Annotated in this window: 13 protein-coding genes; 7 read left to right on the top strand and 6 right to left on the bottom strand. The window is 44.4% G+C overall.

Annotation, left to right across the window (positions count from 1 at the left end):
- The first annotated feature begins 83 nt into the window (after window positions 1–83).
- Window positions 84–236 carry a hypothetical protein gene (locus tag L1D11_RS11445; RefSeq protein WP_239832090.1) on the top strand — a complete coding sequence of 51 codons (153 nt, stop codon included), beginning with the start codon at window positions 84–86 and terminating at the stop codon, window positions 234–236.
- Window positions 237–346: 110 nt separating this feature from the next.
- Here L1D11_RS11445 and L1D11_RS11440 read toward each other — a convergent pair whose 3' ends face one another.
- The 3 genes from L1D11_RS11440 to yghU form a co-directional block, all read right to left on the bottom strand.
- Window positions 347–670, bottom strand: a complete 324-nt coding sequence (locus L1D11_RS11440; protein WP_239832091.1) for a DOPA 4,5-dioxygenase family protein — start codon at window positions 668–670, stop codon at window positions 347–349.
- A 206-nt stretch (window positions 671–876) separates the two neighbouring features.
- Window positions 877–2103, bottom strand: a complete 1227-nt coding sequence (locus L1D11_RS11435; RefSeq protein WP_239832092.1) for an NAD(P)/FAD-dependent oxidoreductase — start codon at window positions 2101–2103, stop codon at window positions 877–879.
- Between the two features lie 206 nt (window positions 2104–2309).
- On the bottom strand, window positions 2310–3161 hold the full coding sequence (gene yghU, locus L1D11_RS11430; protein WP_239832093.1) for a glutathione-dependent disulfide-bond oxidoreductase: 852 nt from the start codon (window positions 3159–3161) through the stop codon (window positions 2310–2312).
- A 273-nt stretch (window positions 3162–3434) separates the two neighbouring features.
- On the opposite strand from yghU, the gene L1D11_RS11425 reads away from it, so the two are divergent.
- Window positions 3435–3779, top strand: a complete 345-nt coding sequence (locus L1D11_RS11425; protein WP_239862513.1) for a YajD family HNH nuclease — start codon at window positions 3435–3437, stop codon at window positions 3777–3779.
- Window positions 3780–3915: 136 nt separating this feature from the next.
- Here the strand turns inward: L1D11_RS11425 and L1D11_RS11420 are convergent, their stop codons facing one another.
- Window positions 3916–4296 (bottom strand): NADH:ubiquinone oxidoreductase, encoded by a 381-nt coding sequence (locus L1D11_RS11420; protein WP_105023277.1) that lies wholly within the window; start codon window positions 4294–4296, stop codon window positions 3916–3918.
- Between the two features lie 596 nt (window positions 4297–4892).
- Between L1D11_RS11420 and L1D11_RS11415 the strand changes: the two genes are divergently transcribed.
- From L1D11_RS11415 to L1D11_RS11405, 3 genes are all read left to right on the top strand, one after another.
- Window positions 4893–6128: an OFA family MFS transporter gene (locus tag L1D11_RS11415; protein ID WP_239832094.1), complete on the top strand. Its 1236-nt coding sequence runs from the start codon at window positions 4893–4895 to the stop codon at window positions 6126–6128.
- A 56-nt stretch (window positions 6129–6184) separates the two neighbouring features.
- Window positions 6185–7849: a VRR-NUC domain-containing protein gene (locus tag L1D11_RS11410; protein WP_239862511.1), complete on the top strand. Its 1665-nt coding sequence runs from the start codon at window positions 6185–6187 to the stop codon at window positions 7847–7849.
- A 144-nt stretch (window positions 7850–7993) separates the two neighbouring features.
- On the top strand, window positions 7994–10348 hold the full coding sequence (locus L1D11_RS11405; RefSeq protein WP_239862510.1) for a fatty acid cis/trans isomerase: 2355 nt from the start codon (window positions 7994–7996) through the stop codon (window positions 10346–10348).
- 122 nt (window positions 10349–10470) lie between these two features.
- Here the strand turns inward: L1D11_RS11405 and torS are convergent, their stop codons facing one another.
- A complete protein-coding gene (gene torS / locus L1D11_RS11400; protein WP_239862508.1) occupies window positions 10471–13485 on the bottom strand; it encodes a TMAO reductase system sensor histidine kinase/response regulator TorS in 3015 nt (1004 codons plus the stop codon).
- A 92-nt stretch (window positions 13486–13577) separates the two neighbouring features.
- Between torS and torT the strand changes: the two genes are divergently transcribed.
- Both torT and L1D11_RS11390 read left to right on the top strand, forming a co-directional pair.
- Complete coding sequence (gene torT / locus L1D11_RS11395) at window positions 13578–14606, top strand: TMAO reductase system periplasmic protein TorT (RefSeq protein WP_239862506.1); 1029 nt, start codon at window positions 13578–13580, stop codon at window positions 14604–14606.
- Window positions 14607–14667: 61 nt separating this feature from the next.
- Window positions 14668–15123 carry a methylglyoxal synthase gene (locus L1D11_RS11390; RefSeq protein WP_239862504.1) on the top strand — a complete coding sequence of 152 codons (456 nt, stop codon included), beginning with the start codon at window positions 14668–14670 and terminating at the stop codon, window positions 15121–15123.
- A 92-nt stretch (window positions 15124–15215) separates the two neighbouring features.
- On the opposite strand, the gene L1D11_RS11385 is transcribed toward L1D11_RS11390, so the two are convergent.
- Window positions 15216–15566 (bottom strand): VOC family protein, encoded by a 351-nt coding sequence (locus L1D11_RS11385; protein ID WP_239832099.1) that lies wholly within the window; start codon window positions 15564–15566, stop codon window positions 15216–15218.
- Window position 15567: the final 1 nt, after the last annotated feature.

Here is a 15567-nt window from a genome sequence, read left to right as displayed (position 1 = left end):
TTTAGAAATCGGTATCAGATGGTGACCAAATGTTTACCTTGGCTTGGTTATGCTAGTCGCACAATCAAGTTAGGAGTCGTTTTATGGGTACTTGGATTTTAGAAACACTATTGTGGGCAATGGTTACTGTGGCTGTGTGTGTCGCGATTTGGGGATTTAACTTACCTAATATTTTAATCGCACTAGGTGTTTCGGTGGCGGTGTCTTTGATACTGGGGAATAGTTGGAGAAGCTAGTTATTCAAGAAGCAAGATGGGTTTAAAACTTAGTGGGCTTTGGCACACCCGACAGCTGTTACCTTAACCAAATGCATTGATTAGGTGCACACTGTCGGGCGAAAATTAAATTAACTACTTAGTGTGTCTTCAAATACACCTAGCTCACGACCCAGCCAGATCGCTCGTACTGTATGGTCTAATGTTTCTTCACCACCGGTTACAGGGTGAATCAGCACCGACATATCACCACGCTCTTGCTCAAGCCATCCCACGATGCCCGACTCTTTATTAGCAAAATGAATCTCAAACATCGGCATCTTATGCGGGCCAACCAAACGCTGTACCAAAGGAAAAACCTCTAATACATCTTTGCGCTCAGCTAGAATCTTCTCACGCAGTGTTTCTGCTTGCTCTGCAAATCGCAGAGGGAAATAGATATGACCGTGGTACATGGCACCATCCTTTAGAATTATGATGTCGCGATTTTATACCTAAACCGCATTCAATAGCTAAAGCTAAATATTATAAGCTAGCTAAATCGGCACTTATGGTTTAGACGCTGTATCGCAGTTATAGGGTATCTTTTGCGCATAAGAAAAGCGCCATACATAGCCTTATGTATGGCGCTCATTTTATGTGTCAGCCTGAAGTGAAGCCTCTATATCTTTTTACTGTATGGATTTAGTGCGCATTTCAGTCTTTTTAATACAACCAATGCAGTTACACGTCCCCAACTAAACAATACTCGCTGATGTAAACGGAAAATAGTGTCGTAAAGGTTTCGTACAAATCGACCACGCAAAAGCACTCTGTCATTCATCAGCGCGCCGACCGCATAGTCGTGCCCAACCGCTACCAACATGCCTCCATCGTGGAACACAAAGGGTTGTAACGCCTTGCCCTTCGCTAAACGCTTGAACTGCTGAGCTAAGTGACCCGCGGCTTGATTGGCAGCTTGAGCTCTTGGTGGAACAAAAGAACCATCTGGTTGTGGACACTCAGCACTATCGCCAATCACAAAAATATCGTTGTCATTGGTTGTTCTTAGTGTCTGATCTACAACTAATTGATTGATTCGATTCGTTTCTAAACCGTCTAATTCACTTAGCCAATCCGCACATTTAATACCAGCAGCCCATACCTGGAGATCTGCTGAAATAACCGCCTCTTCTGAAGTGACTAATTTCGCCTCTTCAGCTCTTTGAATTCGAGTCCCTGTTCTAACATTAATGCCTTGTTTTACCAAAGCTTCATGAACTCGTTTCGACATGCATTCAGGCCCAGCAGGCAACACACGATCAGCCGCTTCAATCAAAGTGATTTCAAGACTGCCTTCCTGACGATAGCGCTGTAGCTTGGCACTCACTTTTGCTAGCTCTGCCGCCAGTTCAACGCCCGTTGCACCTGCGCCAACAATTGAAATTTTGCGCTGACTGCTTGCTCTCAGTAGAGGGTTGATCTCCTGCCAAGCTTTTTGTGCTTGCCTTGCTGAATCGAGGAATAGACAGTGATCACTCACGCCTTCTGTTTTAAAGTCATTGCTGATGGCGCCGACTGCGATAACAAGATAGTCGTATTCTAGCTCTTGCGTCGTACCGCTAAAATGATTCAGTTTGATGACTTTATTAGCACGTTCTAAGCCGCTCATTGAAGCTTGAACATAGGTGTAGCCATTACAAGATGCATGTTGGAAGTAGCTGACAGCGTCGAGTTCTTCGTCGAATGTTCCCGCTGCGATTTCGTGTAAGCGCGGTTTCCAGTAGTGGTGTGACGATGGCTCTACAAGTGTCACATCATAACGTTTATCACGACCTAAACGCGTAACCAATTCAAGGCCAGCAGCGCCACCGCCAACCACAACAATCTTTTCTTTCTGTTTCAACATTCGCTTACCCACCATGCCTAAAGGCAAAATCTCTCTGATGGAGCGCATTATATTTATAACAAAATTAATGATAATCCCAATTTAAATTAAATCACCTTTACTAATTTGTAATAATTAAATTCAGATTGATTCATAGCAGGATCAAAAAAGCGCCACATTCAATAAGAATATGTGGCGCTTTTGTCTATCTCAGATAAAAACTAAGGCTATAGTTTCAACACGTTATCAATGTCTTCAGCCGAGTGGCGCTCTGGTACTTGTTCCCACTCTTCACCCCATGAGCGGTTAATAATACGGCCACGCTGGAAGCCTTCACGCTCTTCTAGCAACTTCGCCCAGCGAACGACATTGGTGTAAGACTCAACCTGCAAGAATTCAGCAGCATCATAAAGGTTACCGAGTACTAGGTTGCCATACCAAGGCCAAATCGCCATATCAGCGATAGTCAGCTCTTCTCCAACAACAAAGGTACTGTTTGCTAGCTGCTTATCCAGTACGTCTAGTTGACGCTTAGCTTCCATCGCGAAACGGTTAATGGGGTACTCTTGCTTTTCATCTGCGTAAGCGTAGAAGTGACCAAAGCCTCCACCTAGGAATGGGGCTGAACCTTGCGCCCAAAATAGCCAGTTAAACGTTTGAGAACGAGCAGCGCCCTCTTTCGGTAAGAAGTGACCAAACTTTTCAGCCAAATGAACCAGAATGGAAGCCGATTCAAAAACGTTCACGTCTTCATTGCCAGATTTATCGACCAAAGCAGGAATTTTCGAGTTAGGGTTTACACCGACAAAACCAGAAGAGAACTGATCCGACTCTCCAATGTTGATCAAGTACGCATCATATTCAGCTTCTTTCACGCCCGCGGCTAATAGCTCTTCAAGCATGATCGTTACTTTTTGGCCATTCGGTGTACCAAGGGAGTAAAGTTGCAGAGCATGTTCACCAACAGCCAGATCTTTGTCGAATCGAGCGCCAGATTCAGGGCTATTAATATTTGCCCACTTGTTACCACCGGCAGCATCGTTAACCCACACTTTTGGTGGCGTGTATTGTTCTGACATGATATTTCCTTATTAGTATAGGGTCTTACCAACAGATATTAGGTCACATTTACTCGGTTAAAACCCCTCAATGCGTTTTCTTTTCAAACTGTTAAGCATGCCTTATTCCAGAAAGACATATCCAACATACAGCGTCCTTTCCAAAACGCTCACAACCCAATTCAGCGCAAGTTTGATGTTGGTTAAAGCAAAGTATCATTTAGTGACAACATCCCTAGAGCTTCAATAAAGCTGTGATAATATCGGCTGATTACAACAAATAGGAATTTGGCAATGTCTTCAGATTACAATGGCTCAAGCGCGGCATACGCTCGCCAAGAGCAAGGTTACCGTGAGAACGCACTCAAACTTTACCCTTGGGTATGTGGTAAGTGTGCACGTGAATTTGTTTACTCGAACCTAAGAGAGCTGACTGTTCACCACGTCGACCATGACCACACGAATAACCCTGAAGACGCCAGTAACTGGGAACTATTGTGCCTTTACTGTCACGATCATGAACATTCTAAATACACAGACCACGAACGTTACGGTGTCGATGCCACAGCACGTTTAGATGACCACCAAACGGCGACACATAACCCGTTTGCTGACCTAGCAAAGATGATGAAAAAGTAAAATCCTCTTCATCAAGGCTCGATAGCAAGAAACCCCAGTATGTCGCCATACTGGGGTTTCTTGCTATCGAGGCCATATAGGTTCTCGCAGGATCAAAAAAGCCTTCCGAAGAAGGCTTTTGAAAATCTGTTTTTAACTATGCTGCAGCTTGCTTGCGAGATTCTTCAATCTGTTTCTCACGTTTCTTTAGTGTCAGCTTATCGCGGTAAGAGAACCACACGTAAGACACAACCACTAAGAAGAATAGGTAAGACAATGAGAAGATGAATGGTGACTGGATAATATCGTTAGAGATACCCCAAGACACACCTACCACTGTTACCGCGATTTTCGCAAAGAAGCCACACAGTAGAAGCACTAGAGCCAACTGAGGGAAACGTGTGCTACGGAATGCAAGCCAGTAGCAACTTCCCACTGCAAGTGCTGCAATGTAGAAACCGAATAAGAAAGAATGAATATGATCAGCGGCTGCTACACCACCAGTAATCGACATCAGTAGAATTAAAAATAGTTTCATAACACTTGCCTCTTGGTAGACTAGAAACGCATCCTTTCAAATTTGAAATCTCAGTTTGCAGACTATTTTCCCACTTTTTACGGACAAAACAAGCCCAAAAAACGAACAAATTGTAACCAACAAGAAACACAAAGCCCCGCATTAACAATCAATTAACATTCATAAATTCAACAAACTAAGTCCCCTCTGGGGTTGTGGCGATTAATGTCTAATTTGATTTATTTTGTTACACAAAATTAACCACAGAAATAATTTAAAATTAATTGCAATGATGTGATGACAGCACGGTTTGTGGGGGCACTAGCAGGAAGAAATTGGGTAAAAGCATGAATACTGGAGCCTAAACCAACAAAATGTACAAAAAAGAAAGGTGTTAACAACAACTGCAATACGCATAAGAAACAGTCCTTTAACAACTCAAGTTTAATTTTGATAAAAATAGAAAAAGAGATTCCAATCACATTTTTATTGGTTATAATCCGCGCTCTTTTGCGCCATCTGTTGATAAACGCAAACTAATTTTGAAGAAATAATCACAATAACCCGTCTTTAGTTCTGTGGCTCTCACTAGACCAAAGACAAAACTGAGAATAAAAATGAGCAAGATTGATAAAGCTACACGTATCCTGCTAGCAGGCTTCTGTATCAACCTTTGTCTTGGCATCCTGTATGCTTGGAGTGTATTTAACAAAGCCCTACAAGGTGAAGGCTGGTCTGCAGCTGAAGCATCAGCACCATACGCGACTGCAACAATCACATTCTCTATCTGTCTTCTTGTTGCTGGTATCCTACAAGACCGCATGGGTCCACGTAAGATCCTAATTCTTGGTACAGCTCTTACTGGCCTTGGCATGATCGCATCAGGTTTTGCGACTTCTCCACTCATGCTAAACATCACCTTCGGTGTGATGGCAGGTGCTGGTATCGGCTTCGGCTACGCATGCCTTTCTCCTTCTGCAATGAAGTGGTTCCACCCTTCTAAGAAAGGTATGGTTAACGGTCTTATCGCAGCAGGCTTCGGTCTAGCGGCAATTTACCTTGCTCCAGTTACTGCTGCTCTTATCGAGAGCATGGGCATCCAAACAAGCTTTAAGATTCTTGGTGTTGGTGTACTAGCAATCGCAGTACCTCTAGCAGCAACAATCAACAACCCACCAGCGGGTTACGCTCCAGCTGAACCAAAAGTAAAAGCTGGCCAAGCTCCAAAAGCTATTAAGAAGAGCGAAGACCTAACTTGGAAAGTAATGCTGAAGACTCCTCAGTTCTACTCTCTATGGATCATGTACGCATTCGCAGCTTCTGTTGGTCTAATGATCATCGGTAACATCACAAGTATTGCAAGCGCACAAGCAAACCTACCGAACGCGGTTTACCTTGCTTCTATCCTTGCTGTATTTAACTCAGGCGGTCGTGTTGCTGCTGGTATGCTTGCTGACAAGATCGGTGGCGTTCGTACTCTTCTACTTGCATTCATCCTGCAAGGTGCAAATATGGCGCTATTCGCTACGTTTAACACTGAGTTCACGCTAATCATCGGTACTGCAGTAGCAGCGGTTGGTTACGGTACCCTATTAGCAGTATTCCCAACGCTTACAGCTGAGTTCTACGGCCTTAAAAACTACGGCACTAACTACGGCGTGCTTTACACGGCATGGGGTATCGGTGGTGCAATCGGTACAGCGGTTGTTGGTTACTCGATGACTAACGGCGATAGCTACGGTCTTGCTTACACTATCTCTGCAGCAATGATGGCAGTATGTATTGTTCTAGCAATCATCACTAAGCCAATGTCTGAAGCGAAAGTTGCTGAGCTAAAAGCATCTCAAGCTTAATCTGATAAAAGATTGAATTTGAAAAGAAAGAGCTTAACCTTAGGGTTAGGCTCTTTTTGTATCAAGCGACGTATCAAGTGACATTAGAATCCACTCCTCAATTACACCCAACTTACTATCTCGACAACTTCAATCGACTGATTGAACACGCTCAAACGTACTACCCTGACCTTCTAAGCGCCGATGAAACTCGTTGGCTCCAAAATTACAAGCGCCTTTCTACACCTAGCCAGTGTTTAATGGTTCGTTTGCTGTCTCGCAAGGGATGCTGGTTTCGCAGTGATAAACTCGACTACGTTGAAATACCCAACCTCCCCGGCGCGCTGCAAGAGCTAAATACATCCGGCTTTATTGCACTGAGTAATACTAAAGCTTCGCACAACCTTGTCATCACAGAGCATGAGCTAGGCATACACTTACTCACCAAGCCTGAGCTATTGAACGTATTCCCTACTCTCAAAAGCAGTAAGTCGGCAAAAAAAGACGTGCTATTAGGACTACTGACTCAACAACCGTTTGATAATTATCAAGCTTTAACATTTGACTGTATTCATATTATTGAAGCCGAAGTTATCGATGTATTGCTGCTACTCTTTTTTGCCAATACATACCAAGATCTCAGTCAGTTCGTTTTAAGCGATCTTGGCCTCAACACTTTTGAAAGCTACCCATTGAGTAAGCAACGTCGCTTCTTCAACTCCAGGGAGCAGCTCGATCAGCTGATATCAATGCGCGACGTTCAACGAAAATATTACGAAGGGGACCGTAAGGACTGCGATGTTCTTGAGCACCTTTTGCAATCCTTACCGTGTGAATCAGAACATCGCACCATCGCGAGAAAACGATCACGCCTGATCAATGACATTGCTCGTGATCTAGAAAGGCTCAATCAGAACGAAAAAGCCGTCCATTGGTTTAAACAATCATCACTTCCACCGAACAGAGAGCGGCTTGCTCGCATCTACGACAAGCAAAATGAACTAGACCTAATGAGTGACACCGTCACGGAAATGAAAACTAATCCATCTGACGTATCAGAACTGGAAGTCGCAGTTAAGCTTGAGCAGAGGTTGCTACGCAAACAGGGACAAAAGGTTCCACGCGCATCAAAGCCGATTTGCGAACAAATTAGGTTGGAATTAGACCTAAGCCAAACCAGAGTCGAGCTTGCTGTTAAGCAATATTTTGAAGCTGAAGGTTGGGAAGTCTACTTTTCCGAGAACAGCTTTCTGTTTGGGTTATTCGGCTTAGCGTTTTGGGATGTGATTTTCTCAGATGTAGAAGGTGCTTTTATCAACCGCTACCAACATCGACCACTGGATCTTTATCATTCAGACTTTCAACAAAAGCGTGAATTGCAAATCAATGCCGTATTCCAAACCATCTCGAGCAAAGGCATTGAACACTTGCTCGATGTCTATGATGAAAAGTTTGGCATTGCTAATCCATTTGTGCATTGGAATCACTTCCCTAAAGCACTCATCGAACGTAGCATCCACTCAGTACCACGAGCCTTGCTGATCGATCTCTTCAAAGTCATATTGAGTGGCCTAAAACTGTTTAGAACCGGAATGCCTGATCTGATCGCTTTTAAAGGTGACCAATTTCACTGGATAGAAGTCAAAGGCCCTGGAGACAAATTACAAGATAACCAATGGCGTTGGATAAAGGAATTCGAGCGACTCTCAGTCCCCTTTTCTGTTTGTTACGTTAACCGGTAGGCCTGAATACTGAGCTCTATGCGTGCAGCCAAGCCTAGCAAACCGCTCAATCCTATAGAGATCTTGTCTACAAAATTGTCAGAACATGAGCATTTTCAATCGTTTTCGATATAATTAGGAAAAATGCCAAATATCTAAGTACGTATGAATTTGAAAAAACTCTTCATTTTGTCTCTTGTCAGCGTGTTCTCAGGTTGTGCCGTGTACGCGGGTCTAAACTTCGATGAGCTGTTTGGCGAACAACAAGTTCGTGATCGCCAAACTCCTATCCTTTCAGCTCAATCGCAACACTTTCTCAACGAAGTTAAACCGATCATTGATAACCGATGTGTGGTTTGTCACGCCTGCTATGATGCACCTTGCCAACTGAAAATGTCTTCTGTGGAGGGTATCGACCGAGGTGCAAGTAAAGCACTGGTTTATCAAGGTACGCGTTTAACGGCATCGGCTCCCACTCGCTTGTTTGAAGATGCGTTAACCACACAAGAGTGGCGCGATGCTGATTTTCACCCTGTACTCAACGAACGTATGCAGAACTCGACCGCTAACTTAGATGCCGGGCTTGTCTCGCGCATGTTGATACAGAAAGAGAATCACCCACTTCCAGAGCAAACACAGCTAGAAGGCTTCGACTTTTCCATCGATCGTGACCAGCAGTGTCCGACTATCGAAGAGTATGCTCAATATGAGAGAGATTACCCTACGTGGGGTATGCCTTATGGGATGCCTAACTTAGACAAAACAGAATACGCGACTCTGATGAGCTGGTTGGAAAATGGCGCTTTGATGAACGAACATATTCCGCTAAGTGAAGCTGAACAAGAACTGGTTAATACTTACGAAAAGTTCCTCAACAAAAGTTCAAGAAAGAGCCAACTTTCAGCTCGTTACATCTACGAGCACCTGTTTTTATCGCACGTTTATTTTTCTGAGTTAGGACAACCGACACGCTTTTTCTCTATTGTTCGTTCTGCCACACCTCCTGGCGAACCGGTGAAGCGCATCACCACTCGTCGTCCTTATGACGATCCAAAAGTCCCTCGTGTGTACTACCGTCTTATCCCTGAGCAAGGCACAATTGTCGACAAGACACACATGCCTTTCGCACTCAATGAAGAACGCCTGCAAAACTGGAACACTTGGTTTGTTGATGCCGATTACACCGTAGATAAGCTGCCAAGCTACGATATTGATGTTGCCGCAAACCCGATGACCTCGTTTGAAGCCTTGCCAGTAAACTCTCGCTTTAAGTTTATGCTCGACAACGCACAGAACACCATCATGGCTTACATCAAAGGCCCAGTATGTCGTGGTCAGTTAGCATTGAACGTGATTAACGACCGATTCTGGGTATTCTTTATCGACCCAGACAAAGCCGATCTTCCAGAGATCAATGCATTTTATGCGAGCCAACGTGACAACCTTAAGCTTCCAAGTGAGCTTGAAAGTAACACGGTTCCTGCAACTAACTGGGTTAGATATTCAAAACAGCAAGCACGCTACCTAGAAGGGAAATCAGACTTTGCTAATAAATGGTTTAAGAATGGCGAGAACTTAACGACAGACGTTATCTGGGATGGCAATGGGACTAACCCGAACGCTGCCCTTACTGTTTTCCGTCACTTTGACAGTGCATCAGTTGTGCAAGGCTTAGTTGGCCCTCAACCTAAAACGGCGTGGATTCTGGATTATGCACTTTTAGAGAGAATTCATTACCTACTTGTAGCTGGCTTCGATGTTTATGGAAACTTCGGCCACCAGCTCATCACGCGTATGTTTATGGACTTCTTACGTCTTGAAGGTGAAAGTAACTTCTTAACACTGTTACCAAAAGATGTACGACACCTTGAGCACTCAAGCTGGTACCAAAATCAAAGCGTACAGTTGAGCGATTTCTTGCAACGTAATATTGCACCTTTTGATCAACCAACTAGCGTAGTTTACAAAACCACCGATCCAAAACGCGAGCTGCTCGATAAGCTGAGAGATAAGCTGAGCCCGATCCTCAATGACCGTTATGAGATCGTTGATACTGGCTTTAGCCATACAAATGAAGCACTGCTTAAACAGGTAAGCTTGGTGAAAGGTGAAGGCCTACGCCATGTCCCTCAACTCGTGATGATCATGATTGAAGGCGATAACGGTGAAGAGCAACTGTTCACCATGATTCACAATAACGCTCACAGCAACATTTCTAGCCTGTTTAATGAAGAAGGTAACAGAGATTACGCTAATGACGACTTAACGCTCGTCCGAGGCATTGTAGGCAGCTATCCAGCCGCTTACCTATCTCTGACAGAGAAGGAAATTCCAACTCTAGTGAAGTCTCTACAAAACATACAGACTGAAGAAGATTACGTGACGCTGCTCGATAAGTTTGCTATTCGACGCAGCTCTAATGAGTTCTGGCCATTCAGTGACCGTGTACATCGTTGGTACCAACAAGACCAACCGATTGAGTTCGGCCTGTTGGACTACAACCGCTTCGAAAACCGGTAGTCTGAAGCATCGCTTTAAAAAAAACCTCTGTCTTAGCAGAGGTTTTTTTGTTTCTGGATGCTCAGTTAAGCAGAACTCAGCTTAGCCTGAGAAGCTCATTTTGTAACAGAGAACATTCAATCTCAGACATGTTGTTGCAGCGCCGCTAGAGAGTCTTTAACTAGCTCTGTTAATTCTTCAGAGCTCTCTCTGTATTGCGTTAAAGGTTCACTGCTTATCTCAATGTTCTTACACACATCAAACAGGGCTAATAGCCCCAAGCTGCCCGCTGACCCTTTGAGCTTATGAGCGAGTGATTTCACCTCACGGGCGTTCTCCGCATCATTGGCGTCAGCCATTTCTTTTAATGTCTCAAGGCTGCTTTGTTCAAAGATCCCCACAATCTGCTTCATCTTGTCCAAACCAAGAATAGACACGTCGCCTTCGATTACTTTGCTATCAATTATCAGTTTGCTATCAGAAATGGTCACAGGACTTTCCTCTTGGTTTGGCTGTTCAACTTTGCTTTCAGCTATAAGGTCGCTCTCAATACGCTTTTCACAAAACCCATGCTCGTTTCTCTTACAGGTCGAGTCATTAGGATCAGGCTGTGGTAATAACAAGGTCTTGCCATCTAGTTGAGTCACTATCAGCCTTGCAAGCGACTCTTTCTCCAAAGGTTTTGGTAAGAAGCCATCAAACCCAGACGCCAAATAACTTTCTACTTCTTCATTAAACACATGAGCCGATACCGCCACCATAGGAGGCGCATACTGTGCTTTGCTCTCTGGTAAACAGTCTAAAGCAGATGCTTGAACCTCAATCTCTTTAAGTTGCTGAATGATATCAACACCATCACAGTCTGGAAGGTTGATATCAACCAGCGCAATATCAAAGAATTGTTCACTGTATATCTTAAGAGCTTCTTGTCCGGTTGTGGCAATCACGACCTCATGCCCCAGGTTATTTAAGAAGCCTTCAGCAACGATGCAGTTCACTGGGTTGTCTTCAATCAACAGCACTTTAGCTCGAATGCAGGTTTCAACCACTGAGGCTTTAGTTTCGATTTTTTCGCCAGCCTGAAGCGGTAAAGAGAACCAGAATTGACTGCCTTCCCCTTCTTCTGAATGAACGCCTATATCACCGTCCATTGCCAACATTATGCGCTTACTGATCGCCAGACCTAATCCAGTGCCACCCGTTTTGTTTCGACCACTGTTGGTTTGGCTAAACGCATCAAACAAGCATTTCTGTTCACTTTCATGTATCCCAACCCCCGTATCGGACACCTCAAACATAACGCGGTTTTCATCTTCAAGATCTAAGCTGATGAAGATATCGATATCGCCCTTTTCAGTGAACTTAATCGCGTTACCAACTAGGTTATTCAATATTTGACTAATGCGGGTGACGTCACCGCGCCAGTAGCGCTGTACATCGCTTTCAATATGGTAGCTAAAGACAAGCTTCTTCTCGGCTGCGCGCCCTTCCATCAATTGATAGGTGTCTTGAACCATTTGATGCAAGTCGAAAGACGCAATCCTAATCTCAAGATGTCCTGCTTCAATTTTAGAGTAGTCCAATACATCGTTGAGGATGGCTAATAAATTCTTACCACTGCGGTTGATGATGTCAGCATAGCCAGATTGCAGAGGGTTCAATCCGGTATCTTTTAGCAAACGCGCCGTACCCAACACCCCATTCATCGGCGTTCTGATTTCGTGACTCATGGTCGCCAAGAAGGCTGACTTAGCGCGACTCGCTTGCTCAGCAGCACTGCGCGCCTTCGCATGGTTGGTTACCTCAACATTCAACTTCTCGTTGGTCTTTTGGAGTTGGTAGGTTCGCTCTGTTATCAGTTCTTCAAGGTGCTCTTTATGTTCTTCTAGCTCTCGTTTCGCTTTAGCCTCACCCACAGCCACAATTTGTAGCGCCTGCGCTGTGTTTCTTGCTGTGATGATTGCTTCACCCATGTGCGCGAGCTCATCGTTACCTTTTACTGAGATATCGATATTGAGTCGCCCTTGCGCAATAGACATAAGGGCTGCTGAATATTCAGCAAGGCGTTTCACGACCGACACATACACCACGCGCCATACAATAAACGCCACTATCACCAAGCCGATAATAGAGATCACAGAGAGTGACCATTGCGCAAGGCTTAACGTAGACGTCAGTTCATCTACCGCTTTTTTCGTACTCAGGTTGGAATCATCGATCAATTGGTTGACCGTCGTGTTCAGCTGTGAAAACAACTTCAACGTATTCTGCATCAACAGCTCAGACTTTTTGGTGTTCTCATACTGCTCCAGAGAGATATCAAACACCACTTGGCGTTTTTGTAGCTCTTCTAGAAGCAGGGACATCTGCTCTGAACGTGTTGGATCTTCTACCGCTTTGACGCGGCGAACCATGATCCTAAGGTTGGACTCAAACTCAGTTTGGATTTGATGGATACGCTCAACATTGGTTACCGTTTGAGTCTCCTCAATCTGGTTGAGCATTTTGAACGCCAGAAGATGCAATTCGTGTAGGCGCTCTGAGAGGTCAAGGTCGACTTCCACCAGCGCATCTAAGGCTTGGTAAGCTTTATCGGTTTCTTTCGTTTCTAATAGGTCATAGATGTGAGTAACGTTCGCAACGGCTATAGTTGCGGTATTTAGCACTTGAGTTCGAGTCAGTTGTTCTAGCTCTTCAGCCAATAAGCGCATCTCTTCAACACGAGACGATAGCTCTTTGGTTAACCAGAGTTTACGTTCTACTGAAACGCCCAGCTCCGCTAGCGTATTAATAACGCTCTGCACGTTGTTTTCAAGTTTATGCAGCAGTTCTGAATCAAAGCTATCGACTCCCAAATCTTTGATGTGTTGTAACAAGGCTTCTAGTTGGTCAAACAACAGTGTGCCTGCCTCTTTTCGCTCAGCTTCATTTCTCGCATTAGAGAGGGTTTGCACAGACGAAATGATGCGATTACTCAACTCAGAAACCTGACGAGCTTCAATCATCGCTGGTAGCGCTGAATCAACAACGTTTCTCTCTGTTTTTGCAACAAAGCTAAAACCAGATACCCCGATCAATGCAGACAAAAGAACGAGCATCGCCATCACTAAAAATGAGGCCAGCAGCTTGCGTCCAATACTCGCTGAAGCTAACAACATAAAACCTAAACCTTAAAACGTTCTTCTTTCCCCCTGCAGAATACGCTATATTTTGCGGTGTTTCTTATCTAAAACCAATAAAACGGCAATTCATGCGCACTAAATCCTTCGCATCAAAACTTCTTTTATCTTTACTTGCGTTAGCCGCCTCTTCCGCTAGTGCTGATGAGCTATTAAGCCCTATCAAACCAGCGACAGCGACGTCACAAAAAGAGAAGGTTTGCGCCATCTACCCACACCTCAAGGATTCCTATTGGTTGTCTGTAAATTACGGCATGATTTCCGAAGCCGAAAAATTGCAGGTTGAACTACGAGTGCTAGAAGCTGGCGGCTATCCAAACATCGGCAAACAAGCCTCACAACTCGTCCTGTGTACTAAATGGGGTGCCGATGCCATTATTTTAGGCACCGTATCACCAGACGCCTATCACGATAACCTTACTGACTGGGTTGGTTCGACACCTATGTTCGCAACAGTAAATGAATTAACGTTAAGTAAAGAACAGCAAAAAGTACTGAAAGGTACAGTTGGTGTTGATTGGTATCAGATGGGCTTTCAAGTAGGTGAGTATTTAGCGAAGCTTCATCCAACAGGCTCTGGCGAAACCCCTATTGCATTATTGCTTGGCCCTCAAGCAAGCGGTGGCACTAAACCTGTTGCGTTAGGATTCTATGACGCGATTAAAGATAGCGATGTAAAAATCGATGTGAGCTATTGGGCTGACAACGACAAAGAGCTGCAACGCAATCTTGTACAACAAGTGATAGAACAAGCAAAGGTCCAGTACATCGTTGGTAGCGCAGTTGCCATCGAGGCTGCAATCAGTGAGCTAAGAGCGGCGGGTAAAACCGATGAAATTGGTCTGATTTCCAGCTATTTGAGTCATGGTACTTACCGTGGCTTACTGCGAAACAAGGTACTTTTTGCACCAACAGACAAAATGGTGGAACAGGGTCGCTTGTCGGTGAAACAAGCGGTGAGTTATTTACGAGGGCAGCCTTACGAGATGCACAGCGCACCAAAAATTGAAGCTCTGACCCCTGCAACACTCAAAGATCAAATTATTACCGATTCATTGTCACCTTCTGAGTTTCGGCCGGTATTCAGTGTGAATCCATAGTGTTATATTGAGTTAAGCACTCATAACAATAAAAATACGAACTATAATTTAGGGTAAATTCATGCAAAAAACAACGCGTACTATGCCAACGCATAAACATATCGCTCTAGTTGCTCATGACCACTTCAAACCTGAGCTACTAAGATGGGTAAAAGAAAATAAAGAGAAGCTTCAAAGCCACTTCCTTTATGCAACTGGTACAACGGGTTCTCTGCTAAGCAAAGAGACAGGTTTAGCAATCAAGAGCATGATTAGTGGCCCAATGGGTGGCGACCAACAACTTGGCGCTCTGATTTCAGAAGGCAAAATCGACATGCTGATTTTCTTCTGGGATCCACTTAATGCCGTACCGCACGACCCTGACGTAAAAGCACTACTGCGTATTGCGAGTGTTTGGAACATTCCAGTTGCAACCAACCGCGCGACTGCGAACTTCCTTTTCAACTCTTCAATGCTAGGAGAAGAAGTGATTATCGAGATTCCAGATTACGAAGCGTATCTTGCTGAGCGTACCTAACTCTCGTTGAGATAGACTAATACGCCACAGACTAAAAAGCCTGCTTAATCGCAGGCTTTTGTTTATCTGAATATAGGAGCTCTGATAAGAGGCTATTTGTCACTCCAGACTGCCATTTCATTGCCACTTGGCTCGCGAAAATGAAAGCGTCGACCACCAGGGAAACTGAATATTTCACGATTGACCTCTCCGCCCGCATCAAGCAAGTCACGTTCGGTCTGTTCGAGATCTTCACTGTAGAAAACCATCAACGCCCCGCCCTTTTCTGCATCTGAAGATAAATCAGCCAAGTAAAAACCACCCATTAACCCTTTACCTTCAAAAGCAGAATACTCAGGACCATAATCTTCAAAGCGCCAACCAAACACTTGGCTGAAAAACGCCTTGGTCGCTACGATATCTTTCGCGGCAAATTCGATGTAATTGATTGAGCCATGTTCCATA

Source organism: Vibrio sp. Isolate32 (assembly GCF_022397955.1).
Lineage (GTDB): Bacteria > Pseudomonadota > Gammaproteobacteria > Enterobacterales > Vibrionaceae > Vibrio.
Note: the sequence above shows the minus strand (reverse complement) of the source record. Positions and strands in the feature narration are given on the sequence as shown.

Coding starts and splice junctions, on each gene's coding strand:
- L1D11_RS11405 (WP_239862510.1), top strand. CDS start 7,994: ATGAATTTGAAAAAACTCTTCATTTTGTCTCTTGTCAGCGTGTTCTCA.
- L1D11_RS11445 (WP_239832090.1), top strand. CDS start 84: ATGGGTACTTGGATTTTAGAAACACTATTGTGGGCAATGGTTACTGTG.
- L1D11_RS11440 (WP_239832091.1), bottom strand. CDS start 670: ATGTACCACGGTCATATCTATTTCCCTCTGCGATTTGCAGAGCAAGCA.
- torT (WP_239862506.1), top strand. CDS start 13,578: ATGCGCACTAAATCCTTCGCATCAAAACTTCTTTTATCTTTACTTGCG.
- L1D11_RS11425 (WP_239862513.1), top strand. CDS start 3,435: ATGTCTTCAGATTACAATGGCTCAAGCGCGGCATACGCTCGCCAAGAG.
- L1D11_RS11385 (WP_239832099.1), bottom strand. CDS start 15,566: ATGGAACATGGCTCAATCAATTACATCGAATTTGCCGCGAAAGATATC.
- L1D11_RS11415 (WP_239832094.1), top strand. CDS start 4,893: ATGAGCAAGATTGATAAAGCTACACGTATCCTGCTAGCAGGCTTCTGT.
- L1D11_RS11390 (WP_239862504.1), top strand. CDS start 14,668: ATGCAAAAAACAACGCGTACTATGCCAACGCATAAACATATCGCTCTA.
- torS (WP_239862508.1), bottom strand. CDS start 13,485: ATGTTGTTAGCTTCAGCGAGTATTGGACGCAAGCTGCTGGCCTCATTT.
- L1D11_RS11420 (WP_105023277.1), bottom strand. CDS start 4,296: ATGAAACTATTTTTAATTCTACTGATGTCGATTACTGGTGGTGTAGCA.
- yghU (WP_239832093.1), bottom strand. CDS start 3,161: ATGTCAGAACAATACACGCCACCAAAAGTGTGGGTTAACGATGCTGCC.
- L1D11_RS11435 (WP_239832092.1), bottom strand. CDS start 2,103: ATGTTGAAACAGAAAGAAAAGATTGTTGTGGTTGGCGGTGGCGCTGCT.